Source organism: Rhizobium sp. WW_1 (genome assembly GCF_003610155.1).
Taxonomy (GTDB): domain Bacteria; phylum Pseudomonadota; class Alphaproteobacteria; order Rhizobiales; family Rhizobiaceae; genus Rhizobium; species Rhizobium tropici_A.
Window position 1 is genome coordinate 108491 of record NZ_RAIN01000002.1, and the last position, 24212, is coordinate 132702.

Annotated in this window: 24 protein-coding genes; 8 read left to right on the forward strand and 16 right to left on the reverse strand. The window is 59.6% G+C overall.

The window, feature by feature from the left end; translation table 11 throughout:
• Positions 1-83: 83 nt before the first annotated feature.
• The 3 genes from BJ928_RS07965 to BJ928_RS07975 are packed head-to-tail and all read left to right on the forward strand — an operon-like array spanning position 84 to position 2537.
• On the forward strand, positions 84-950 hold the full coding sequence (locus tag BJ928_RS07965) for an ABC transporter permease (protein ID WP_047635689.1): 867 nt from the start codon (positions 84-86) through the stop codon (positions 948-950).
• Positions 950-1762, forward strand: coding sequence for an ABC transporter permease (locus tag BJ928_RS07970; RefSeq protein WP_047635691.1), 813 nt, complete (start codon positions 950-952; stop codon positions 1760-1762). The genes BJ928_RS07965 and BJ928_RS07970 overlap by 1 nt, the downstream gene beginning before the upstream one ends.
• A 13-nt stretch (positions 1763-1775) precedes the next feature.
• Positions 1776-2537, forward strand: coding sequence for an SDR family oxidoreductase (locus BJ928_RS07975; RefSeq protein ID WP_047635693.1), 762 nt, complete (start codon positions 1776-1778; stop codon positions 2535-2537).
• 88 nt (positions 2538-2625) lie between these two features.
• Here the strand turns inward: BJ928_RS07975 and BJ928_RS07980 are convergent, their stop codons facing one another.
• The gene (locus BJ928_RS07980) at positions 2626-2988 is read right to left on the reverse strand and encodes a glyoxalase/bleomycin resistance/dioxygenase family protein (protein WP_047635694.1); all 363 of its coding nucleotides are present in this window, start codon (positions 2986-2988) and stop codon (positions 2626-2628) included.
• Positions 2989-3155: 167 nt separating this feature from the next.
• On the opposite strand from BJ928_RS07980, the gene BJ928_RS07985 reads away from it, so the two are divergent.
• A complete protein-coding gene (locus BJ928_RS07985; RefSeq protein ID WP_047635696.1) occupies positions 3156-3485 on the forward strand; it encodes a metalloregulator ArsR/SmtB family transcription factor in 330 nt (109 codons plus the stop codon).
• A gap of 46 nt (positions 3486-3531) precedes the next feature.
• Here the strand turns inward: BJ928_RS07985 and BJ928_RS07990 are convergent, their stop codons facing one another.
• The 7 genes from BJ928_RS07990 to BJ928_RS08020 all read right to left on the reverse strand — a co-directional run bounded on the left by BJ928_RS07990 (position 3532) and on the right by BJ928_RS08020 (position 10320).
• Positions 3532-4206, reverse strand: a complete 675-nt coding sequence (locus BJ928_RS07990) for a GntR family transcriptional regulator (RefSeq protein WP_120296476.1) — start codon at positions 4204-4206, stop codon at positions 3532-3534.
• A gap of 189 nt (positions 4207-4395) precedes the next feature.
• Positions 4396-6084 carry an aconitase X gene (locus BJ928_RS07995; RefSeq protein ID WP_047635519.1) on the reverse strand — a complete coding sequence of 563 codons (1689 nt, stop codon included), beginning with the start codon at positions 6082-6084 and terminating at the stop codon, positions 4396-4398.
• A 73-nt stretch (positions 6085-6157) separates the two neighbouring features.
• Complete coding sequence (locus BJ928_RS08000; protein WP_047635406.1) at positions 6158-7399, reverse strand: FAD-binding oxidoreductase; 1242 nt, start codon at positions 7397-7399, stop codon at positions 6158-6160.
• Positions 7399-8121 carry an amino acid ABC transporter ATP-binding protein gene (locus tag BJ928_RS08005; RefSeq protein ID WP_047635407.1) on the reverse strand — a complete coding sequence of 241 codons (723 nt, stop codon included), beginning with the start codon at positions 8119-8121 and terminating at the stop codon, positions 7399-7401. Before BJ928_RS08005 ends, BJ928_RS08000 begins: the two co-directional genes overlap by 1 nt.
• Complete coding sequence (locus BJ928_RS08010; protein WP_047635409.1) at positions 8114-8767, reverse strand: amino acid ABC transporter permease; 654 nt, start codon at positions 8765-8767, stop codon at positions 8114-8116. Before BJ928_RS08010 ends, BJ928_RS08005 begins: the two co-directional genes overlap by 8 nt.
• Positions 8768-8778: 11 nt before the next feature.
• Positions 8779-9444: an amino acid ABC transporter permease gene (locus BJ928_RS08015; RefSeq protein WP_047635410.1), complete on the reverse strand. Its 666-nt coding sequence runs from the start codon at positions 9442-9444 to the stop codon at positions 8779-8781.
• Positions 9445-9513: 69 nt separating this feature from the next.
• Complete coding sequence (locus tag BJ928_RS08020) at positions 9514-10320, reverse strand: transporter substrate-binding domain-containing protein (RefSeq protein WP_047635411.1); 807 nt, start codon at positions 10318-10320, stop codon at positions 9514-9516.
• Positions 10321-10687: 367 nt separating this feature from the next.
• Here BJ928_RS08020 and BJ928_RS08025 point away from each other — a divergent pair, with 367 nt between their 5' ends.
• Complete coding sequence (locus tag BJ928_RS08025) at positions 10688-11725, forward strand: Ldh family oxidoreductase (RefSeq protein WP_047635413.1); 1038 nt, start codon at positions 10688-10690, stop codon at positions 11723-11725.
• 95 nt (positions 11726-11820) lie between these two features.
• Here BJ928_RS08025 and BJ928_RS08030 read toward each other — a convergent pair whose 3' ends face one another.
• The 4 genes from BJ928_RS08030 to BJ928_RS08045 all read right to left on the reverse strand — a co-directional run bounded on the left by BJ928_RS08030 (position 11821) and on the right by BJ928_RS08045 (position 16450).
• Positions 11821-12783, reverse strand: a complete 963-nt coding sequence (locus tag BJ928_RS08030) for a dihydrodipicolinate synthase family protein (RefSeq protein ID WP_047635414.1) — start codon at positions 12781-12783, stop codon at positions 11821-11823.
• A gap of 113 nt (positions 12784-12896) precedes the next feature.
• Positions 12897-13598, reverse strand: a complete 702-nt coding sequence (locus BJ928_RS08035; RefSeq protein ID WP_047635415.1) for a GntR family transcriptional regulator — start codon at positions 13596-13598, stop codon at positions 12897-12899.
• 215 nt (positions 13599-13813) lie between these two features.
• Complete coding sequence (locus BJ928_RS08040) at positions 13814-15175, reverse strand: chloride channel protein (protein ID WP_052227906.1); 1362 nt, start codon at positions 15173-15175, stop codon at positions 13814-13816.
• Between the two features lie 405 nt (positions 15176-15580).
• On the reverse strand, positions 15581-16450 hold the full coding sequence (locus BJ928_RS08045) for a LysR substrate-binding domain-containing protein (protein ID WP_047635416.1): 870 nt from the start codon (positions 16448-16450) through the stop codon (positions 15581-15583).
• Positions 16451-16768: 318 nt separating this feature from the next.
• Between BJ928_RS08045 and BJ928_RS08050 the strand changes: the two genes are divergently transcribed.
• Complete coding sequence (locus tag BJ928_RS08050; RefSeq protein ID WP_047635417.1) at positions 16769-17728, forward strand: HD-GYP domain-containing protein; 960 nt, start codon at positions 16769-16771, stop codon at positions 17726-17728.
• Positions 17729-17839: 111 nt separating this feature from the next.
• Positions 17840-18727, forward strand: coding sequence for a LysR substrate-binding domain-containing protein (locus BJ928_RS08055; protein ID WP_047635418.1), 888 nt, complete (start codon positions 17840-17842; stop codon positions 18725-18727).
• A gap of 76 nt (positions 18728-18803) precedes the next feature.
• Here the strand turns inward: BJ928_RS08055 and BJ928_RS08060 are convergent, their stop codons facing one another.
• Together BJ928_RS08060 and BJ928_RS08065 are read right to left on the reverse strand one after the other, a co-directional pair.
• The gene (locus BJ928_RS08060; RefSeq protein WP_147413893.1) at positions 18804-19358 is read right to left on the reverse strand and encodes a DUF4946 domain-containing protein; all 555 of its coding nucleotides are present in this window, start codon (positions 19356-19358) and stop codon (positions 18804-18806) included.
• A 300-nt stretch (positions 19359-19658) separates the two neighbouring features.
• The gene (locus tag BJ928_RS08065; protein WP_047635420.1) at positions 19659-21512 is read right to left on the reverse strand and encodes an ABC transporter ATP-binding protein; all 1854 of its coding nucleotides are present in this window, start codon (positions 21510-21512) and stop codon (positions 19659-19661) included.
• Between the two features lie 550 nt (positions 21513-22062).
• Between BJ928_RS08065 and BJ928_RS08075 the strand changes: the two genes are divergently transcribed.
• Positions 22063-22479 carry a hypothetical protein gene (locus tag BJ928_RS08075; RefSeq protein ID WP_052227907.1) on the forward strand — a complete coding sequence of 139 codons (417 nt, stop codon included), beginning with the start codon at positions 22063-22065 and terminating at the stop codon, positions 22477-22479.
• 191 nt (positions 22480-22670) lie between these two features.
• On the opposite strand, the gene BJ928_RS08080 is transcribed toward BJ928_RS08075, so the two are convergent.
• Positions 22671-23204, reverse strand: a complete 534-nt coding sequence (locus tag BJ928_RS08080) for an AAA family ATPase (RefSeq protein ID WP_245432255.1) — start codon at positions 23202-23204, stop codon at positions 22671-22673.
• Positions 23205-23610: 406 nt separating this feature from the next.
• Positions 23611-24147: a hypothetical protein gene (locus BJ928_RS08085; RefSeq protein WP_047635423.1), complete on the reverse strand. Its 537-nt coding sequence runs from the start codon at positions 24145-24147 to the stop codon at positions 23611-23613.
• Between the last annotated feature and the right edge of the window lie 65 nt (positions 24148-24212).

Consider the following 24212-nt stretch of genomic DNA (forward strand, 5'->3'; position numbering starts at 1 on the left):
GCCCTCGCCCAACTCCGGCCTCTGCCGTCATGACGGCAAGGGGCCGGCCTCGCGCTTAGAACCGGCGGATAAAGAACTTTTCGATGCCCCTTAACCCTGCCACCAAACGGCGCCTCGTCACCGCCGCCCTTGTCGGTCCGGCCAGTATCTGGCTGTTCGTCTTCCTGGTGCTGCCCTTCATCGCCATCATCGTCTTCGCCTTTGGCGAGCGTGCGCCGGAAGGCGGCTATCAGGCTGCCTTCACCTTCGCGCAATTCGCCAATCTCGGCTCGCGCTCGGCTGCGTTTATCAATACGCTAATCCTTGCGCCGATCGGCGCGGCTGCCTGCCTGCTCGTTGCCTATCCGGTCGCCTATTATCTGGCGATCAAGGCAAGTCCGCAGCGCCGCCTGCTGCTCGTTTCGCTTGTCGTCGTTCCGTTCTGGACCAGCCTGCTAGTGCGCACATATGCCTGGATGTACCTGCTCGGCGCGCGCGGTATTCCTCATCTGCTCGAGTTTTTCGGGATCGAGAACGTCAGGCTCATCAATACGCCGGGTGCTGTGCTGCTCGGTATCGTCTACGGCTATCTGCCGCTGATGATCATGCCGATCTATGTCAGCCTCGAAAAACTCGACCGCCGGCTGCTGGAGGCATCCGCCGACCTCGGCGCCAAGCCCATTTCGACATTCTTCGGCATTACGCTACCGCTATCCTTGCCCGGCGTCATGACCGGCGTGGCGCTGGTGACGATCCTCCTGCTTGGGGAGTATCTGATCCCGCAGCTGCTGGGCGGCGGCAAGGTGTTCTTCATCGGCAATGCGCTTGTCGATCTCTTCTTGCAATCACGCAACTGGCCGTTCGGATCGGCGATCGCCGTGACGCTCGTTGCCGTCGTCGTCATCGTGCTGCTGGTTGCGATGCGCATCGCCTGGCGCGTTGCCGGCACCCGCCAGGTGGATCTCGTCTGATGCGCGCACTCGTTACTTTCGTCTATCTTTTCCTTTATACGCCGATTGCGCTCGTCGTGCTGTTCTCCTTCAATGCCGGGCGGAACGCGAGCGAGTTCACCGGCTTTTCGACGCAATGGTACGGGCGGGCGCTATCGAACACCTTCCTCATGGAAGCGCTGCAAAACAGCCTTATCATCGCCTTCACAAGCGCGGCGCTGGCCGCGATTTTTGGCACGATGGCGGCGATCGGCCTGGAACGGCTCAGTTCAGGCATGCGAGCGGTCTTTGACGGGCTCTTTGCCGCTGCGATCGTCGTTCCGGGTGTCGTCATCGGGATTGCGACGCTGGTGGCGCTGGTCGAAGTCTTCGGCATCATCAATCCGCTGATCGCGGCCGTCTGGCCCGGCGACCAGCCGCCGAAATTCGCGCTCGGCTACGGCTCGATCATCGCCGCGCACGGCCTGTTCACCATGGCCTTGGTGACAATGATCGTGAAAGCGCGCATTGCCAGTCTCGGCCGCGATATCGTCGAGGCCTCAAGCGATCTCTACGCGACGCCGCTGACCACCTTCCGGCAGATCGTGCTGCCGCAGATCATGCCGTCGATCCTCGCCGGCTTCCTGCTCGCCTTCACCTTCTCCTTCGACGATTTCATCATCGCCTTCTTCGTCGCGGGGTCGAATACGACGCTGCCGATCTACGTCTTCGCCTCGATCCGCCGCGGCGTCACGCCGGAGATCAATGCGATCGCGACCATGGTGCTGATCGCATCGCTCTGCCTCATTCTCATCGCGCGCTTCCTGATGCGCGAAAAGACAACGACAAACTGACCAGGGAAAACACATGATACTCAAGGATCGGGTCGCAATCGTCACCGGAGCCGGCTCCGGCATCGGCCGCGCCGGCGCGCTGATCATGGCGCGCGAAGGTGCGCATGTGATCGTCGCCGACATCGATTCGGCAAACGCCGAGGAAACCGCAAGCCAGATCGCGAAGGCTGGCGGAACTGCCGAAAGCCTCGTTGTCGACGTCATGGATGACCAGGCGCTCGATGCCGGTATCGCCAAGATCGCAGCACGGCACGGCCGCATCGATATCCTGCACAATCATGCAGGCTCTCAGGTAGCGGGCAATCTGGAGGAGGTCGCGGTTTCCGGCTTCGATACGTCCTGGAACCTGAATGTCCGCGCGCATTTCATGGCTTCGCGCTTCGTCATGCCCGTCATGAAGAAAGCGGGCAAGGGTGTCATTCTCAACACCTCGTCGTCGTCAGGCGTGCTCTATGACCGCGAGATGATCGCCTACACTACCTCCAAGCATGCGGTCATCGCCATGACCCGGCAGATGGCCGGCGACTATGCCCGTTTCGGCATCCGCGTCAACGCGCTCTGCCCCGGCTGGGTCGACACCCCGTTCAATGCGCCATTCATTGCGCAGATGGGAGGACGCAGCGCCATCGAGGGCTATATCGCCGAAAAAGTACCGCTCGGACGATGGGCCGACGTCTCCGAAATTGCCGAGCCAATCCTGTTCCTCGTTTCCGACCGCTCCTCCTATATGACAGGCCAGATCCTCGTCGTCGATGGCGGCGAAACAGTCGTCTAAGCCATTGAGCCAAGTTGGACCGATCGCCGACACCCTAATGCGCGCTGGCTAGAGCGCACTCCTCGCATAAGCTGAGTGCGCGTCACTATCACCAGGCGTTCGGTTCACGCACCATGTGGATGATATTGGCCGGGCTGGTGATCCAGCCGCCCTTGAAGCCTTCCGGCAACGGCTCTATGGCATCGCAGCGCACGACGCCAGCCTTCTCAAGCCGTTCAGCGGCCTGATCGAAGCGCTCGGTGAAGAGTTCCAGCCAGATCTCGGCCTGGCTAAGCCCCGGCGCCTCATCGAGCCAGAGTTTGTTCGGCCCGAGTTCGAAGCCCACGGCGGGCGCCTTGTCGGTAATCGGCGTCAGGCCGACGACGTCGCGATAGAAGGCGAGCATAGCCTGATATTGATGCGGCGGCACCTTCATGGCGATATCGATGCCGCCATAGATCGTCGTTGTCATGTCTTTTCCTCAAGGTTTCAGCAGCATTTGGTTGGCGGTGCGCGAGAGCAGTGGCTGGTGACTTTGCCGCTTGCACCGGTTTGTCGGCCCGACACGCATTCTCGAACTTCCGCTTCATCAAACCCTTTCTCATTGCACGACGCCAAAATATGTTATAAAAATATAACATGTCAAGCGAGCCGGACGACGACCTGATTTTCAAAGCGCTGGCGCATCCCCGCCGACGGGCGATGCTGGATCGGCTCAAGCACGAGGCGCAAACCACCGGCATGCTTTGCGAGACCTTCGCCGACATGGATCGCTGCACGGTGATGCAGCACCTCAAGGTGCTGGAAAACGCCGACCTGATCATCACTCGCCGCGAAGGGCGCGAGCGCTGGAATCATCTCAACGCGCTGCCGATCAAGCACATCCACGATCGATGGATCGGCAGCTATGCCGAACATGCCGTGACAATCCTGGACAGGCTCAAGACGGATCTGGAGAATGAAGGGTGACTGCGCAACCTACCCGCCGGGGGCTGGATGCTTTGCCGCCCACAAGTCAGCTGCGGCGGTTGGGAAGATGGTGGAGGAGCGACCGGCAAGCCTGCATGATATGATCGGTCAAGAATGCGGCCGCCCTATCGACATCGCCCGCTTCGCAGAGGGCCAGCAGGTGGCGATGCTCGCGGTCTGCCGTTTCCTTGCCGTTCGACAGGGTCAGTTGCACCCGCAAATAGCGCTCGAGACGGTCGTTGACGGAGCGGATCGTGCTGACCAGATAGGGTCTTTGCGCGTCCTCATAGAGACAACTGTGGAATTGCCAGTTCAGCTCGGACCAGCGCGCGACATCGGCTTCCTCCATAAAGGCGTCGCAATAGGTCCGCGCCGTTCTGAAGGTTCTCTCCGTCATGAACGGAACCGACAGCTTGAGGGCGCTGGATTCCAGAATGCTCCGCACCTCGAAGATCTGCACGATTTCCGGCTCCGAAACGCTGGTAACGATCGCGCCCCTGTTACGATGGAACTCCACCAACCCTTCGGCCTCAAGGCGCTTCAGCGCCTCGCGAACCGGGATCTTGCTGACATTGAAGAGACGCGCGACATCGTCCTGGCGGATCGGCTCGCCTTCGTCGAGCGAGCCGTCGGCAATGGCATCGCGGATGAACTTCAGGATCACATCGGATGTGCTCGGCGCCTTTCCCAGATTGGGTATCTCTTCGATATTGAGAGGCATGCAGTCTTTGTTCCCTGGAAACGGCGTGAGGTGATCAACGGTTGCGAGACCGCATCCTCTCCTCAATATCGTCATCTCCTTCCCTCGCGCAAGCGCGTCAAACGCCTGCCCAAGGGACCGGCTCCCTACCATGGGAGCCCCGATACGGGACACATCGATATCGCAGCCAATCCCGATGCCGAATGCCGCTTACAGCCAGTTTGGCGGATCCGCCGGAACACGTCCCGCGATCGCTGCCTGCACGCAATCGGCAACGCTGCCGAAACGCACGACCCGACCACTGAGGCCCGGCCCGTAATGCGCGTATTTGCCCGAATTCGTCATGACCGCGCGCGTTCCGGGCGGAAAGACCGGCTCCGAGATCGAGCACCAGCAAAGGTCGGGCAGAACCTCTACGCCGCTCGCCCGCAATCGCGCAAGCGTCCCATCCGCCTCGGCAGCGGTGATGACGTCGCGTCCCGCCGTGACGATGACCATCACGTCAGGCAGCCGTCGCCGGCCGGCAAAGGCGTCGGCGAGCGCGCGACATTCGGCTAGCGAGGCGTGCGGGCTGCCGATGGCCACGAGCTCGACGGCATCCGGCCCCTCGTTCAGCATCTTCCAGGCAGAAGCCATGTCGGCACGTGTGATTGCGAAGCGATCGCCATTCGGATTGATAGCATCGGCAGCCTCCGGCGTTACGCCTTCGACATGCAGCATGGGCGCTGCGGACGTCGTGCCGAAAGCCGCGCAAAGCGCCTTCAGATCGTCGCGGGATGGGTTTCCTAGAGCAAGACCGCGGAGCAATGGAATGCGATCCGGCGAGGCCCTGCCGGCGAGATAGCCGATAAGCGGCCAGAAGGCATCGTCACGGCCCTCGGGCAACTCGACATCGAGGATACGTGTCGCCTTGCGGTTTTGATCGAGATAGACGCCTGAAAGCGGGACACGACCGGTCAAGGCGATGCAGAGATCCAAGAAGTCTGGGTGTTTGGCCGTGCGCGCGCCAAGCACGCTGTTGGCGAAAATGACGGCATTGGACTCGGCCCAGCCGATCGCCTCGCCGGCGCCCGGCGCGCTGCCGAGCAGATAGGGAGAACACGTGAAAGTCGGGCGACAGCCCATGCGCACATAGGCATCCGCCAGCCGCGCGGCGGGATCGCCGAAACCCTCCGGCACGCCCTGCGACCGCCAATTGGCGTGGTCGACCGAAATGGCGTTCATGGTCGTGGGTACGCGCACGTGGCCGCCGAGATCGGCCATTTTCTCTGCAAAGGTAAGATTGGCCGGGCTCGCATAGATGCATCCGTCGATATGCGCCTGCGTCACGTCGATGAGGGAAGTGGCACCTTGCTGTGCGGCCATGGCAGTCAAGATGCGCATGGCCTGGGCAACCGCGACACCCTCGTCACCATCAAGCATGGAGCGGTCGCCGTCCGTCAGTGCGAGCGCCGAGGTCGCCGGCGGCAGAAGCGCGATGGTCTCGCCGTCCGCCACAACGGCAGCGGTTTCAATCCGGATGGTCTTTGCCTTAGATAGACGGGCAAAGACATCTGGCTGGAGGCGCACGACCGGCAGCTGCCTGGCGAACATTTCGGCAGCGACAAGCGCGCCGAGCGTCAGTACATCCTCGACTTCACAAAAGATCAGAGCAGCCGGTGCGCGGCCGGTCAGCGCGAGATCGAGCAGCACGCCGGAGCCGGTGCAGGAGCCCCGGCTCGACGGCATCATCAGTATCGCGCCCGTCAGACATTCGCCATGCAGGGGATGATGGATATCGATCACCTTGCCGGTGGCGGGATCGACCCCACCCCAGAAGCTGAGCGCTTCCTGCGTGGCGACGACACGGCCCTCCGCCGTGCCGCCCATAATACTGCGAGCCGATGCCGTATGGTTCATGTCACCAAAGTCCATATGCAGGAGATCATGATCACCGATACGTAGGGAGGTGAACGTGATCTTACGGTTTCTGTCAGAAGCGTTGCGGCGAGAACGGCGCGAGATCAATCGCCGGCATCCGTCCCGTGAGGAGGTCGGCAACGATACACGCCGTACCGGCCGATTGGGTCAGGCCGAGATGGCCATGGCCGAAAGCATAGATCACATCCGGCGTCGCCTTGGCGCGGCCGATCGCGGGCAGGCTGTCGGGCAGCGACGGCCGGAAGCCCATCCACTGCTTGCCGCCCTCCGGCCTGAGGCCGGTCAGGAAGGTGCGGGCCTTCTGCAGCATCGCTTCGGAACGGCGAAAGTTCGGCGGCAGGGCCAATCCGCCCAGTTCCACCGCACCACCGACACGGATACCGGTCGAAAGCTTGCTGACGACGAATCCATGGCCGCCAAAGGTTATCTGCGTGCGCAGATCGAAGGCATCGGACGGGAGCGTCGTGTTGTAACCGCGTTCGGTTTCGAGCGGGATATGTTCGCCGAGTGTTTTGGCAATCCGATGCGAGAAGGCGCCGGCGGCGAGGACGACCTTGCCGGCCTGACGCAGCTTTCCATCCGTCGCCACCACCTCGATCCCCGCGGGGATCGCGCGGAGCGCGGAAATCTCCGATATCTCAATGACGCCGCCACGGCTGCGAAAATGCGAGGCCAGCGCCAGCGTGTAAAGCTTGGGATCGGCAATGGAATACCAGCCGGGCGTGAAGGTGCCGAGCATAAAGCGTGAGGCAAGCCCGGGCTGGATTGCCGCCATCTCGTCAGCTTTCAGATGCTGGAATTCAATGCCGTGATTGCGGCGCACATCCCAGCCGGGCAGCGAAGCCTGGAATTCCGCCTCGCTCTCATAGACCTGGAGATTGCCCTCCTTGCGCAGCATCGAGAGCGTTCCTGTCGCGGCAAGGAACGGTTCCAGCTCCGCCTTGGACAAATCCATCAGGCTCGTCTGGGCCGCCGTGGAGTGAGCGACGCGCGAGGGCTGGCAGGCCCGCCAGAAGCGGAACATCCAGGGTGCAATCTGCAACGCATAGGCCGGCGGCACCGACAGTGGTCCAAGGGGGTCGAGGAGCCATTTCGGCGCCTTCTTCAAAATGCCGGGAGACGCCAGTGGCAGGATATCCGTGAAGGCAAAGGCGCCGGCATTACCGGCTGATGCACCTGCTGCCGGCCCCTCGCGATCGACCAACAAGACGCTCAAGCCGCGCGACTGGGCCGCAATCGCGGCCGAAAGGCCGACCACACCGGCCCCGATGACGATAATGTCAGGTCTCGACATCAGCGTACACTCGCAAGGAACTTCTGCGTTTCAGGATGCTGCGGGGCGCCAAAAATCTGCTCGGGCTTGCCGATCTCGGTCATGACGCCCTGATGGAAATAGGCGACTCGATCCGAGACATCGCGGGCAAACGCCATTTCATGCGTCACGCAGATCATAGTCATCCCCTCCTCCGCCAGCATCTTCAACGTATCAAGCACCTCGCCGACCAGCATGGGATCGAGCGCTGATGTCACCTCGTCAAACAGCATATATTCCGGCGACATGGCAAGCGCTCTTGCAATCGCCATGCGCTGCTGCTGACCACCGGACAGACGGGTCGGATAGATGGAAAGCTTTTCGGCCAAGCCGACATGCGTCAGCTGCTTGACCGCCATTTCCTCGGCGTGCTGCCTGCCGAGGCCAAGCACCTTGCGCGGCGCTAGCATGACATTCTCAAGCACGGTCAAATGCGGGAACGCATTCCACTGCTGAAAGACAATGCCGACCTTGCGGCGCAACTTGTTGAGGTCAGTCGATTTCGCATGCACTTCCGTGCCGTCGATGCGGATGCGGCCGGAATCGATCGGCTCCAGACCATTGATGCAGGTCAGAAGCGTCGACTTGCCGGAACCGGAGCCGCCGATGATGGTGACAACCTCGCCCTTGTTGACGGTGAGGTTGATCCCCTTCAGCACTTCGAGCGGTCCGAAGGACTTGCGGACATTTTCGATCTCAATCATTGGGGGACCACCGTTTTTCGAGATAACCGCCGAGGCGGGCGATCGGGAAGCTGATAATGAAGTAGATCACGCCGCAGATCGTCAGGATCAGCAGCGGCTCGTGCAGGCGGGTCACGAGGACCTGCGAGGCGCGCAACAGCTCGATCAGTCCCAGCCACAGGACCAGCGCGGAATCCTTCATGACCCCGAGCGAAAGACCGATCCATGAGGGAAGCGCGACGCGCGTGGCAAGCGGCGCCACGATGTAGCACATGTCCTGCCGCCAGCTCATGCCGAGCGAGCGGGCGGCGCGACGGGTGTTGGGCGGAACCGCGGCAATGCCGCCGCGCACGATTTCAGTGCAATAAGCGGCGGTATAGAGCGACAGCACCACGCAGGACGTGGTGAATGGCGCCCAACCGAGCTTCAGGATCGCCTGCAGTGCATTTCCGAGAACCAGCTGGATGAGCAACGGTACCGAACGAAACACGTCCAGCAGGAAGGTCAGCGGCGCCGACCAGATCGATCCAGCCTGGACGCGGATGATCCCGAAGACGATCCCAAGGACAGTGCCTGCTGCAACGGACACGCCGGTCACCACGAGTGTCATCCAGGCACCTTTGGCCAGGAAGAGGAGATCATTCCAGGTGAGCGCGGTATCGAACATCTCTCACCCCCTCAGTAGCGAAACATACGCCAGGCGGCGAGCCGGGCTGCAAGTGTGACGAGCTTGGCGATCAGGTAGTAGATCACCGCGGCCAGCGCGAAGAATTCGAAGGTGCGGAATGACCGCGCATTCAGCTCCTGCGTGACGCCGGCAAGATCGGTGCTCATGCCAACGGTGACACCGAGCGACGTCATCAGGATTGCCCAGACCATCTGGTTGGTGATCGGGAGGAATGCGATACGCAGCATCTGCGGCAAAACGATCAGCCGGAAGGCCTGCAGCGATGTCATGCCCAAAGACCGGCCTGCACGCGTCTGCGTATCGGGGATTGCCTTCAGCGCGCCGCGGAAATTCTCGGCAAGATATCCGGCATTGTTGAAGGCGATGCCAACCAGCAGCGCCGTATAGGGGCTCAAGTGAATGCCGAAATTGCCGAGCCCGAAATGGGCCATGTAAATCTGAAAAAGCGCCGGCGTATTGCGGGCGATCTCCACCCAAGCCGAAGCGATACCGGAAAGCAGCCGGCTGCCAGAAAGCCGGAAGAGCGTCAGCGCCAGGGCGCAGGCAAGACCGATCGCCATCGACAGAACAGCGATCTGCAGGGTGACGACCGCGCCATCGAGCAGCTGCGGCAGTACCTTGAAGGCCTGGTTCCAGTGGAAGGTGTAGCTGAACATGAACGTCCACCTTTCGGAAGGTCAAACGGCGCGGCCGTCATGGCCACGCCGTCGTTGAAATCGATCCGATTAGCGATAGACGCTATTGACAGTCAGGGACGGCAGGGCGCCGCCGACCCACTTTTCGTAGAGCTCGGCGTAGCGGCCCGTGCGGACTTGCTGGTTGATGAAGAGGTTGAGATAGTTGATGAGGCCGTATTCTTCGCGATTAGTGAAGAGAGAGACGTAATCCGTCTGGAACGGTGCCTTGCCGACGACGGAGATGCCGGCGAATTTGCCTGATTTCACGGTTGCCTGGGCGACGGTCGAGGTGGAAACGGTCGCATCGAGTTGGCCCTGGCTCAGCGCCAGGAAGACATCAGCCTGCGTCTGATACGGGCGAAACTCGCCTGTGCCCCACTCCTTGACCTGCTTTTCGAGCGCGATCGCCTCGTAGGTGCCGGCGGTTGCGCCGACGATCTTGCCCTTCATGTCTTCGAAGGACTTGATGCCCGACTTGTCGTTGGAGGTGACGGCCATTTCGAAGGCGAAATAAGGAACGGTCATGCCGACGGTCTTGGCCCGCTCCAGCGTATCCGAGGTCGAGGCAACGCCGACGTCGACGCGGCCGGACATCAGCGCCGGAATGCGCTCGGGGAACGGCGTTTCGACGATCTCGGCCGTGACGCCGAGCGCCTTGGCCAGATCGTTGCAATAGTCGACGTCGAAGCCAATCGGATTGTTGTTCGCGTCGCGCGAGCCCATGGGCGGGAAATCGAGCACGACGGCGCAACGGAGCGTTCCCGAGGAGATGATATCATCAAGCTTATCGGCTTTAGCCGGCGTGATAGCTGTAACAGCGGCCAGAAGGCCGAATGCGATGACTATTTTTTTCATTAGAATTTGTCCTCCCGTTTGATCGGCCATTCGCGGCCGCGGTCAATAAACGCTTTTTGCCGGCGCAAATCAAATTGAAAATACATGTAGTATACAAAAAGAATTCAGAAGCATGGGGAGGACGCGGTGGAACTTCGCGTTTTCGACCTCAGATCGGAAGCGATAAACGAGAGTTTGGCTTCATGCCGAAGGGACGGAGATACGATTTCAGTGGAGCGTGAAAGCCACGGTCTTCCCTTTGGATAGCCAAGGCGCTGAAATGCCCAAGAGGACAGCTTGTTCTCGTGTCGATTTTTTGTATACTTTTTGTATTTTAGATTTTCGCACCTATGATGCAAGCAAGGCGAAATAACGGGAGAGAATTCAGATGAGCGACGTGACCACCCTGACGCCGGATGCGCTGCAAAGCCGCGTCGTGGCGATCCTTTCGAAAGCCGGCTTCAATTCGCAGCAGGCCGGCGCGATCGCGCGGGTCATCGTCGCCGGCGAGCGCGACGCCTGCAAATCCCACGGCATTTACCGCATCGAAGGCGTGCTGCGGGCGGTTAAAGCCGGCAAGGCACGACCGGATGCCGTGCCGGTGCTGGAGGAGCAGGAGGGCTCCGCTATCGTTCGCGTGGACGCCAAGAGCGGCTTTTCCAACGCGGCGTTCGAGCTTGGCGTGCCGGCTCTTGCGGAGAAGGCTCGCCGCTTCGGCATCGCAGCGCTTGCCATCAACGACTGCACGCATTTCGCCGCCCTTTGGCCGGAAGTGGAGGCGCTGACGGATCGAGGCCTTGCCGCCTTCGCCATGTGTCCGAGCTATTCCACGGTGGCACCCGCCGGAGGCACGGCACCACTCCTAGGCACCAACCCCTTCGCCTTCGGCTGGCCACGCCTCGACAATCCGCCTTACGTTTTCGACTTTGCAACCTCGGTCGCCGCGCGCGGCGAGATCGAACTGCATCGGCGCGCCGGCAAGTCTCTTCCGGAGGGCTGGGCGCTCGACGCGGACGGCCAGCCGACGACAGACCCGGAGGCGGCGCTTGCTGGTGCGATGCTGCCGTTTGGCGGTCATAAAGGTTCAGCCATCGGCACGATGATCGAACTTCTGGCCGGCATCATGATCGGCGATTTTACCAGCCGCGAGGCACTCGACTACCTCGGCACGACGGCGTTTGCCCCGCGTCATGGCGAACTCATCGTCGCCTTTTCGCCTCAGGCTTTCGCAGTCGGTCGGCCAGGCGATCCGCTTGCCCGCGCTGAAATACTGTTCGAAGCCATCGCCGGCCAGGGCGCCCGCCTGCCCTCACAGCGCCGTTTCGCCGCCCGTGCCCGTGCTGAAAAGGATGGTATCCCGTTGAACGCGGAGGAAATCCGTCAGCTCGACCGTCTGCTGGAACAAGGCCTCGACGCCGTCGCCTGAACGGCATCAAAATGTAAGCGAATGGCAACATAAGATAATGAAAAGAGGCCCCTTTCGGGGCCTCCAGCATTTTGGGCATATGCCAGTGCAGCAGCCTAGGCCTTGTACTTCTCCACGGCGCCGGGAAGCTTGCTCCACTCGGCGTACCAGCTGTTGAACAGCTTGAACTGCGCTTCGACATAACCGCGCTGGCTATCGTTCAGGACGTCGCTTTCATTGAAGTGCAGTTCGTACTCCTCGTCGCCCTTCAGCACCATCATGTGCTTGAAGAAGAGAACCAGATCCGGACCTTCATCGAAAGAGGAGAGGACGGCGAGCGCCTGCTCTAGTTCAAGCGCGCGCTGACGCGCGTCGACATCGCCCTTGGCCGCAGCCTGAGCGAGATTGCACAGATGGATGACTTCCCTCGGCAGGACGTTGCCGATGCCGGTGATGGCGCCCGTTGCACCGCAATTGACGAAGCCGTGGACAACGGCGGTGTCGACACCGATCATCAGCGATACGTCATCGTCGCGGCTGGTGATGTTTTCAGCGGCGTAGCGCATGTCGGCCGGACCGCCGAATTCCTTGAAGCCGACGAGATTGGCGTGCTCGGCGCGCAGCGCGAAGAACAGGTCGGCACGCGTGGCAAAGCCATAATAGGGGCTGTTGTAGATGACGGCAGGGAGATCGGGCGCTGCCGTGAGGATCGCCTTGAAATGCGCCTTCTGGGCGGCGATCACCGAACCACGCGACAGCACGCGCGGGATAACCATGAGGCCTTGAGCCCCGATCTTCTGGGCATGCGCCGCATGCGCGACGGCCGATGCCGTGTTGACGGCGCCGGTGCCGACGATGACGGGCACGCCCGCCTTGACCAGCCGTTCCACGCCTTCCATGCGCTGCGCATCGGTAAGCAGCGGCCAATCACCCATCGAACCGCAATAGACGACAGCCGACATTCCCGCCGCGATCAACTGCTTGCCCTTACGCACCAGCGCATCGAAATCGGGGCTACGATCCGGCTTGCAGGGCGTCATCAAAGCGGGGATCACCCCGGAAAAAATGCTGGCTTTCATCTGTCTATCCTCTTGGGCTCTGGATGGATCGGCAACGAGCCGCAGCCGCGCCTCACCGTCTTTGCAGCATTGATATACCTTTGTATTTATTTTGTCGACAAGAAATATGCAAACTAGAGGCTGACATCGAGGCGGTCGCCGCGCACCAGCAATTTCTGGATCTGCGCAACGATCTGCTCGGCATGTTCGCGCGCCAGACGCTCGGCAAGTTCGATATCGCGTGCCGCAATGGCAGCGATGATTTCATCGTGCTCCTCGACGAAGCGGCGCGGAAGCCGATCATTGTAGGATTGGTAGTAAAGGCGCAGCAGGCGCCTGCCTTCGTTCAACAGACGCGAGAAGAGGCTGGTAAAATAGGGATTGCGCCCGGCTTCGGCGATCGCGAGATGCAGCGCTGCATTGGTGGAGATCATCGCAAGCGCGTCCTGTGCCTCGACCGCATCGGCGAAATCGGATTGCAGCGCGCGAACGCCCTCGAGATCTTCAGGCCGGTGATATTTCGCCGCAAGCTGTGTCGTGACCCGATACATCAGCACCAGCGCATCGAAATAGCTGTGCATGTTGAGAAAGTCGATCTGCGATACCATGGTCGAACGGTTCGGCAGTGTATCGATCAGCCCCTCGCCCGCAAGCCGCACCAACGCTTCGCGGATCGGCGTGCGCGACATGCCGAAGCGCTCGGAAAGCTGCACCTCGTCGATGGGGCTGCCGGGCGGCAGTTCCAGGTCCAGAATCTCGTCCCGCAAGATATCGTAGACCACCTTCACGCCGGAGCCGCGCTTGCGCTCGTTTCGGAGGCTCGTTTCATTATCCATGGCTAGCTGACCTCTTCTTTCAGCGTGAGAAATAAAGGGGCAAGCCAGCTAAATCAACGGCACTTCCGGGCCTGGCCGACGCCGGAAGCACAGCACATGTGAGGATATGGCAGATTTGCCATACTCCAGTAATCGCCGCCGCAACTCGGTTCGATGATCTTCCAAGCCTTCGCCAATGCCATCATTTCTGACGGTGCAGGCCATCCCCTCATCCATCACCCGATGGCAGCTTTGCGCCTTGCTGCCCCGGCAACTTCCAAATTTTCTAGCAGCTTTGCGCCCGCCACCGCGAGCGACACGGCAACCAGTATGGGAATATAAAAGTCTCGATTTGCACCGGTGAATTCGAAAGTCAGCGCAATGGCTGTCAGCGGCATGTTCATCGATACCGCAAGAAATGCGCCGGCGCCGATCAGCGCGGATGCCCCGACCACGATCGGCGGAAGGCCGAAAGCGTTCCACACGCCGCCGAGGACAATAGCAATCAGGGCGCCTATCGTCATTCCTGGCGTCAACAGGCCACCTTCGGCGCCGGCCCTGAGGCTCAGAGTCGTTGCAAACAGCTTCAAGAAAAGGAGCGCCATCGCAAGGCCGACGGTGATATTGCCGTTCAGACCTAGTTGGATCGGACCTCTGCCATTTCCGAGCAGTTGCGGAAAGCCGATCGAGAGGAGCCCGATAAGACCAAATGCCGCAATGCTGTAGGATATGATTTTCGGCGATGCACGCGGCGCCTTCTCACGCGCCCAATTGGCGATCCGCCGATAATAGAAGCCGGCGCAGCCAAAAACCGGGCCGCCGATCGCAGCCCATATGACAAGGGAAAATCCCGTATCCAAAGGCGGCAGGACATATTGCGATTCATCCCCCAAGCCGACCCATGCAACATAAGAAGCTATCGCCGCCGTAAAGAGAGCCGCAATGGCCACTCTCGGCCTGAAGGTCACAAGCAGCACTTCGAGAGTGAAGAGCGCGCCGGCAAAGGGCACATTATAGACGGCGGCAAGACCGGCGCCGGCACCACAGGCTATGAGTATCTGCAGATCCTCACGCGAAAGTCCGAGCGCCCTTCCCAGCAATCCGGCAATCAGGGCACCGATTTCCCGGGGAGCAACCTCACGTCCGAGCGGCGACCCAAGCGCCACGGTGATGATTTGCAGCAGCGCGTGCCCCGTCGTTTCAGCAACGGGCATCGGCGCATCGGGATGGGCCACGGCCTTGCGAATGGAAACCAAAGGGCGGCCGAACGTATAGACGGTCCACCATCCGACACCCGCTATCGCGCCGCAGCACAGAAGTACCACGACCCGTCTTATCGAAGAGGATGCTTCGACACCCTCAAGAAAGCTTACATGGCCGATGATCACATCCAGACTATATCCGAAGGCGAGATGCTGCAGCCCATGCAGGAGCAGCGCCAGCAACATTCCCGATAAGCCGGCCAGAATGCCGACAAACAGGACGGCGAGCGGAAATCGCCAAAATTCGTTGAAGTCTTCGGACGAGACAGCGTTGAATGAAGCCGCTGGGGCACCGGCATCAGGAACAGCCTTGGAGGCAGATATTTCATTGACCATTTATTGCAGACCTACTCAAACGGCGCGAGATCGGTCGACCTTCAGCGCCACAACCTTCATGCACATGCACGTCTCAAAGATGCAAAGGATTGAAGACTTCCCGGCAGTGAAACCATTTTGTTCACAATCAGAACTGTTTCAAGCCAGACGAAGGAGATTTGGCGATCTGAACGGCCATCCGGGAAACGCCGTTCAATGCGTCGAACCCCAACCATATCGGTGGCATCGAGAATGTTTCGCATCACAACCATGGCGGAAAATTGGCAAATGCCCGGGCGTTGTCGTCGCGCTGCCGCAAGCCCGGGGCAAACGATATAGCTTCAGTGTCGACCCGCACGCGCAGCCAATATCGATCGCGGTCGTGAGAATTTAGAGCGCCAAGCGGACAAACCGGGGCCGTAGCCCTTATTGACCCGCCTCCGAAATCAACCAATCGAGAAGTGCCGCCACGAAAGGACGACCGCGTGCACGCGGCATGACCATCGCCAGAAATCCACCGCCGACCCGTGTGAAGCCAAATGGTGCGACGAGATGTCCCGAAGCGATATCCGCCCTGACCAGCCGTTCCTCGGCAAGTGCTACGCCCATCCCTGCGGCTGCCGCCTCGAGCGCTAGGAAGTGATGGGCATGCTCCACGAGCTTGCTGGACTGCAGCTGCGTGCCGGACAGATCCTGCCATGCGATCCAGCTGTGTTCCGCCCCGACTTGGACGAGACGGACCGGGGTGAACCATCGATCCTGCCTCTGCTCCATATCATAACCCGGCGCGCAGACCGGCCCATAATATGCATCACCAAGCGGCACCTGTTCGTCGTGCCTGGCCTTTCCGCGCAGACGATCATAGCTCAGCAGTATATCAATTTCGTAGTCCGGAACCTTGACCTGACCGGTCGTCAGCACGCGCACCTCGATCCCCGGAAACCGCTCGTAAAATCGCGGCAGCCGCTTGGTGAGCCACCGGCCCGCCAGGGTAGCGCTCGCGCCGATCACGAGCGGACGCCCGTCGATTTCCATGCGCAGGACCACTGATAACGCGCCAACTTCATTCAGGAGAGGCGTCACCGAACGCAGCAGCCTCTCGCCACGTCCTGTCAACTTCAGACCGTTGCCGCTTCGTTCGAAAAGACCGCCGCCCAGATCGTCACTCAGCTGCCGGATCTGCTTGCTGATCGCACCATGCGTGCGTCCCAATTCATTGGCCGCAGCTGTTACCGAACCAAGACGCGCCGTGGCTTCGAAAGCCGGGAGCGCCGAAAGAGGGGGCAAACGTCGCATCTATGTTCCATCTACTCACAGAGGCCCGAATATTTCTCAATTTTATTCCGCATAATTGATGTGTAGATAATATATGCAGAACAAATATGCAGTTCCATTCCCTATTTCCTCGCACTAGTCGAGTCTTCTGTGGACTTCTCTCGTAATAACCCACAAACAACTGCATTTACGGCGTGTCGCAGCCACGTATTCGATGAATGCTAATTTAATTATATTGAGAGTCGTCGTGAGTTATTTCGAACTATACAGAACACTCTCAAGATACACTCTCCTTACAAAGCCTCGACTGATCTGCAATCGCGAGGCCACCGGTGACATATGCCGATCGTCAAAATCGACAAATCTCAACTGACGCTCGGCATGTTCATTGAAGCGGTGGAGGGAATCTGGACCGCCGAGCGAAATGTCGGGCGACGCTTCAAGGTCGAGGATCTCACGCAGATTGAAGCGATCCGAAACAGCAATATCAGTGGCATCTTCATCAATACCGACCTCGGAGCCCAATCCGATGCGGCGGCTGCAGCTCCCGGCCCCCAAACGGCGGGCCGATACAAATTGTCGCCAAGAGCGCGGCTGCAGGAGATGAAATGGAATGTCCAGCGCAACCTCTCTCTGGCAAAGCGCCTCATGGAGGATATCCGGACCGGGCGGCAGACAAGTCCTGACAGCTTTGCTCCAATAGTCACTGATATCGCCAGGGCGATGCGGGAAAACCCATCGCTCTATCTCGGAATGACCAGACTTCGGGCACAGGATACGGCGACCTACACGCATTCACTCGCCGTTGCGGCACTACTGTGGAACTTCTCGCTCGCGCTTGAGCTTGAGCAAGGTCTCGCTGAGCTGCTCTGTCTCGCCGGGCTGCTGCACGATATCGGCAAACTGCTGATCCCCCAGGCCATACTCCAGAAGCAAGGACCGCTTGACCCTCCGGAGCGGCGCGTTATGGAAAGCCATGCAGAAAAAGGCGCGCAATTGCTCGACCGGATGGAAACTCTCCCTCCCCTGCTGGCGGATATCTGTCGACATCATCACGAGCGTCCCGACGGCAGCGGATATCCGGATCGCTTATCGGGCGCCGACCTCAGCCTTTACGTGCGCATGACAACGATCTGCGACGTGTTCGACGCCCTGACCGCATCGCGGCCCTATAAAAAGGGCTGGTCGTCCCAGGAGGCCCTGAAGTGGATGCTGACCTGCCAGGGGCAATTCGACAAGGCGCTGCTCTGGAAGTTCATGCTCAGCCTGGAGCCGCAATTGACGAGAGGCATTCTGTAGCGTGGCGCGGGGATCGGGAACCCCGCCCCTACAAAGCCGATGGGCGCAACAACGATACCGGCCATCCCGATAGCCTCCTGGCACGGAGGCAAGCGAACGAATGGAACATAGATGCGACGCCTGCCCCCCTTGCCTGCGCTTCTAGCCTTCGAAGCGACTGCCCGTCTCGGATCGGTGACGGCGGCGGCCAGTGAACTCAGGCGCACGCACAGCTCGGTGAGCAAGCAGATCCGCCAATTGAGCGACGATGTTGGAGGCCACCTTTTCGAGAAAAACGGCAACGGCCTGAAACTGACAGCAAGGGGCCAAGAGTTGTCGAGGCTACTTACACCCTTGCTGAACGATCTGCACATGGTGTCGCATGCCTTGCGCACGGAGGCCGAGGATCGCGCAATCCTCATCGGTCTGAGCACGACGCTGGCGGTTCGATGGCTTTCGCAACGCCTGCCCCGATTCTACGCTCAGCATCCGGGGATAGAGGTTCGCATCGTGACCAACAGGCTGATGCGAGCACCGGACAGCGAGATCGATATCCTGCTGAGCTACGATCGGCTGCGTGATTCATTCAGATATGAGGATTATCTGCCGCTCGGCGATGCGCTCTATGGTCCGGTCTGCGCTCCCGGCTATCTCGTGAAACGCGATGATCATCATTGGTTCGCTCCCGTGCGCCTTTTCCAGAAAGGGGCTGCCCATACCTGGGAAGCATGGCAACGCCTGTCCGGAACACAACTAGCGTCCGACAGGCTTGTCGAGCATATGCATCACTTTCTCGCCCTTGATGCAGCCGCCACCGGCAAAGGTGTGGCGCTGGCCGAGGAGAGACTAGTCCGCGCGGATATCGCATCGGGACGCCTGGTCGCACCCCTCGGCTTTGCGAGAGTAGCCGATGGCTTCCGGGCAGCAGTGATGCCGCGCGCATATGCCCGGCCCGCGATCACTCCCCTGCTGAACTGGCTGGCCATCGAGGCTAACCGGGATGATATCGCCGGCATCTAGCTCAACGGCCACCCCGAAATGCCCATGGATGCTCGCGGTGCGACGTGTCATCTGCCAGGCGCTTGCGACGGAGATTTCAATCAATCCGCAGACTGTCGCGGGTCGCCACGAAGTCCGGCTCATAAGTCTCGAAACTGGCCGGCGACGTGGTGAGGCTTAACGCCTGCACCGTGTGTCGGCCGATAGTGACGATCAACAATTGCTCCAGGACATCCGTCTTATCCTTGAGCACCGAGCATCGCATCTGCCGAGCTGGAAAGCCGCCGAGCGTCGTGTCTTCCGGCTGCTGACACAACGAGGTCATCCCCTTCTCCGCATATCCCGCGCGCATGGTGTTGGCCAGCGATGCCGTCTGGCTTTCCAACGTTGGCTTGTCACCTTCCTTGATCGTGAGCACGATGAGGTTCAGCACCGCAAGCATCTGTCCCTGCTTATCGACTTTCACCGCCAACTGGTTCGACCCATCAAACTTTTCCCCTGAGTTCGATGTAGGCACCGGCGATTGCCGCAATTCCCATCCTTGCGGCCAGGTAACCGAAGATGCAGCCGCAGCCGGCGCTATCGGCAGGAACGCCATCATCGCAATGACAGAAAAGACACGCATCGACATGGTCTTCACTTCAATGTTCAATCGGAAAGAAATCAGAGAGATTAACCTGATAACGGCTGTAACCGATCTCGGCACCCGCGTCTATCAATCCCACTTCTGGCAATCCTTCCGTTCGGCTCCGCGTGCCTGCGCAACCTAGGTGGGGCAAAATCGATGGCAGCATTTCAGCGAACGAGCATAGAAATATGTGTGGCCGGGCCCATTGAGGGGGCACAGGCGAAGCTGGGAATTCACGGATCGCGGCTTAGTGCGGCTCGCTCTTCGTGATCTTTCAACGGGTCCACCCAGCGATAAATTGGATATTTTGCGACAAGGGCTAGGTTAGCTAATCTCGTCAGGGATAAAGCCGCCTGTTTGATGTTTCCACAGACGGGCAAACAGACCATCCTGTTCGATCAGTTCGTCTGGCCCGCCTTCCTCCACGATACGTCCCTGATCGAGCACAACTATCCGGTCCATCCTCGCAATTGTGGAGAGGCGATGTGCGATGGCGATCACCGTTTTTCCCTCCATGATGAGATTGAGCCTCTCTTGGATGGTAGCCTCCGACTCGCTGTCGAGGGCGGAGGTCGCCTCGTCGAGCACTAGGATGGGTGCATCCTTTAGGAGGACGCGGGCGATGGCGACGCGCTGGCGCTGGCCACCGGACAGCCTAACGCCGCGGTCACCGACGAAGGCGTCATAGCCCTTGCGACCCTCGCTGTCGGCGAGATCTGCAATGAAGGTGTCCGCACTTGCCATCTTCGTCACCCTTTCGACCTCTTCCTGCGTCGCCTCCGGCCGGCCGTAGCGGATATTGTCACCGACGGACCGGTGCAGCAGCGCGACATCCTGGGCGATGACGCCAATCGCGCGGCGAAGGCTTGCCTGCGTCACCGCCCGGATATCCTGCCCGTCGATCCGGATCGCGCCATCCTTGATATCGTAGAAGCGCAGGAGCAGATTAGCGAGTGTCGTCTTGCCGGCGCCTGAGAGGCCGACGAGGCCGACCTTTTCGCCGGGCCGCACCGTCAGCGAAAGATCGTCGATGACAGGCTTGCCAGATTTGTAGGCGAAACGAACGTTGTCGAAGCGGATTTGGCCGTTCGGGACGACAAGATCCGGTGCGTCCGGCTCGTCGGTGATGGTGGGCGGTGTCGTCATGACCGGCATGGCGTCCTTGATCGTACCGATCGCCTGGAAGATCTGCTGGCCCATCTGCAGGAATGTAAATGTGTGACCTGAGAAGCGGTTGAGAATGTAGACGGCAGCTGTGAATTCGCCGATCGTGACGAAGCCATCTACGAGCCCGGTAAAGCCGATCGACAGGATTGCCAGCCAGTGCATCATGTTGAGGACAACGACGATGACCTCAGAGGTACGATAGATGCGCTGTTCGCTCTGCTGCGCTTTGATAGCCTTGCCAATTATGCCTCTGATGGCCCCGGCCTCGCTATCTTCCGCAGCGAATTGCTTGACCATCTGCATATTGGCGTAGAGATCGGTGATGGCGCCGGAGATCAGGCTGCGACGCTTGGCGGAGCGGCGTGAGCGCTCAGTGAAGACGGGCGCCAGCCTGACTGCGAGCAGTATGTTGAGCGTGATCCAAATGATGGACGGAAGCGCAAGCTGCCACGAGAGCGCGCTCAGAAGGACAACGGAGCCGACCATCTGCATGATGAAGCGCGGGATGGACTGGAAGGCCGAGATGACTTGCTGCTGCACGGCTGACGCCACTTGCTGCAGGCGCGAAGCAACTTGGCCGGCATAGAGATCGTGGAAGAAAGCGAGGTCCTGCCGCTCCACCGCCCTGTGGCCCTGCCATTGAATAGCCGCCGGCATGCCGATGCCGAGCGTATGCGAAGTGAGCGTATTGACGAGGAAAGAGCCAATCGGGATGCAGGGGAAAAGCATCAGCCCGAGGAAGATCAGCAGCATCCGGTCGTTATGCAGGAAAGCGGCAGCACCCTGCTGCGTGACGCCATCGACGATGACGGACAGGCCCCAGACCATCGTCAGGCTCATGGCCTCGATCGCCATGGTGCAGAGGGCGAGCGTGATCAGAACGCCGCGAAACATCATGACGAAGTGAAGAAGAACGGCCACGGGCCCCTTCGACGGCAGCGGCCGGTAGGGGATATCGAGCGGCCGGATCAGGCTTTCGAAGGGGCGGTAGATCGCATCTGCAATTGGCATGGGCGCTCGAACTCTAGATGGATGGGAGGGCGAGGACTCGGCAGACGGAACAAGACCACCTTCCGGCTGCAATCTCAATTGGAACATCTCAGTAAATGTCGAGCTTCTTGCGATGGTAATCGCGCGGAAGACTTCCTGGCATTCACAAATGGCATTCAATTGCGATGGACAGCGAAACCTGTTTATCTAGTGAGAAACTTCAAGTGGCGGACAGCAAAAGGCTGCGTTGGAGATGGCCCCTTATCTGCTTTTATTTTTCCTCTTCGTCACATGCGGCCTCGTCAATATGACACGCCCTCGAAACTCGATTAGACCAGTGAGTGACCGTGACGCCGAAAACGCCTACAAAGCGGCTTTCAAAATTGAAACCAAGGAGACGGTCGAGCGACGAAAGCTCATAAGCTTCCTTCTGGTAATTGCATTGCTAATCGACATGCTCCTCATCGTGTGGATAGTTCGCTTTGCCTAAAGGCTAGGCTTGCTAAACGGACAGGCCTCTGGATGCGTGGGGTGGCTCCGCCGTCTAACTCAAAAATCTGGATCTCGGACAATGATCTGGTTTGATGCTCTACTGGAAAAGACCGCAGACGATGATCTTCTGCGGCGTTGCATCGCCGTCGTACTGAATATCGATGCCCGCGGGTTGGACGTCATCCACGACATGGACCAAATCTCGGATGCACCGGTGACCTGCCTCGTGACCTTAGAGGCTTTGGGTGACTATTCACAGATGATCAGCATTTACCACACCGGCGACCTCCATCCGATGCCTATCCTCGAAGCGGCCAATCGACTTGCACGTTTGCTCGAGACATCGCTGCTGGTCGCCAATGACGATACCGCGAATCCATATTCCTTCATTCGGATATCCAGACTCGGGCAGGCCTCGGTCGTCCTGGTGGACCCTGACGAATTGGATAAGAACGGCCGCTATGTCATCGCGGGTCAAAATCCAGTTGCGAGCTGAGAAAGTAAAGGGCCGCCCTTCTCACTCCCTTCGGTCAGTGACCTTGCGCAAGCAGCGGTTTGATAAATTGGGCCTTGAAGGACGAAAGGCATCACATGCCACCCAATTTGCTCCACTTAGTAAGTGGGGCAAATTGGGTGGCGGATGCGGGCGTCATCGTGACCTCTCACTGCTTTTGTCGAGGCTGTTCCTTATCGGCTCGAAGCGGTCATCGCACGTATGCTCTCCGTATATGCCGCAATATCGGCCCGGCTCTTTAGGATCACTTTCGAGCCTGTGCATGCATCAAACAGCTTTTGATGACTTGAGTAGCTGGTCGACGAGTTCTCCCGTTGGCGATACTCTCTCACCCACTCGATAAGCTCTCGGAAACTCTCCTCGCTGCCGCCTTGAATGCCCCTGGCCCTCACGTTGGCAATGCACTCTTCCTCTGGAAGATCAATCCAGACCAGCGCCGTCACCCGTGACAACACGGCGTTCACTAGCCAGCCGTATACGCCTTCCATCAACCAGGCCTCGGCTCTTCCGGCGTCGATAACCTCGCTGAGCACGAGTTGGTTTTCTCTTGCGACACCGTACTGACCGGGAGCCCAACGCAAGTCGTCGAGATGAACAATGGGACGTTTGATGATAACGCCGACTTCACGAGCAAGCCATGTTTTACCTGTCCCGCCGTTTCCAAAGATCAGCATCCGCCGAAGGTCTTCAAGATCTGCTGAGTGCAATGGTCTCTCTCCTGCATTCAGGCACCGTAGATTAGACTCGACGGTGAAATTTAATACAATATGGAGAGCCGGAGCGGCAGTTGCCCAGCAATTCGGCGCTGCCCTCGAATTTGCCCCACTTACCCCTCCGCTTACGCTCGGTAGATCAAATAATGCGTTTCGCAATGGCTTGAGATCATGGTTAACGCTTCGTCTAATTGAAGCTATCTAACGTTTTACTTCCGCCACTTATCGTCGTCCTCGTCACGCGTTGTGCCGACGCAAAAAGCCAGGTTGTTGAAAATGTCGGGCCGGGCGTCGTTTCGGCGCCTTGATCAAGCCTCTCTGACCCACGCTCGACGAGGCCTGTATGATACTTGCCTCCAAGTCACAACATAGGGATAGCCACGTTGCCGTCGAGCCGGTGCTATTTCGGCAGAGATTGCAGGCTCTTCATAGCTTCGAGGTCTTCATGCGAAACGAACTCGCAAGCCAGCAGGGTCTTGCCCGGGAAAGCCGCGGATTCGCGGGCTACCACGGACACCACCCCCATCTCCGCCGCGGGTTGCTCTGCAGTGGACAATGGCCGCCCATATGATTTTGTCGCCGTGCCGAGGAGATTGCCCAGGCCATCTGCCGTCAGATGGTATGTCTTGGCCAAATCGTCCGCACGCAAGCCCTCGACTAGAACGCCGAAGCCCGTGCCGGCGAAGACGATTTCATTCGTCTTGAAGCCTTGCCGACCGAAATCCGCGGACATCTTATAGACAGCAGCCGTCATATTCGACGTATCCGCCTTGGCGAGCTTCTCGGCCTCATTATACATCGTCGTCGCGGTCGCGGTCGAATAGGCCGGCTTGCAAAGCGCCGCATCAAAGAAAGACGGCTTGTCGAAAGCCAATGCGCTCGAACCAAGCACGAACGAAACGATGACGCCCAATGACAGGGATGCTGCAATCTTCATGGACAGTTCTCCAGATGACACGAGCCATTCAAGCTTGAATTGCGGCGGCCGCACACCTTCCCTAC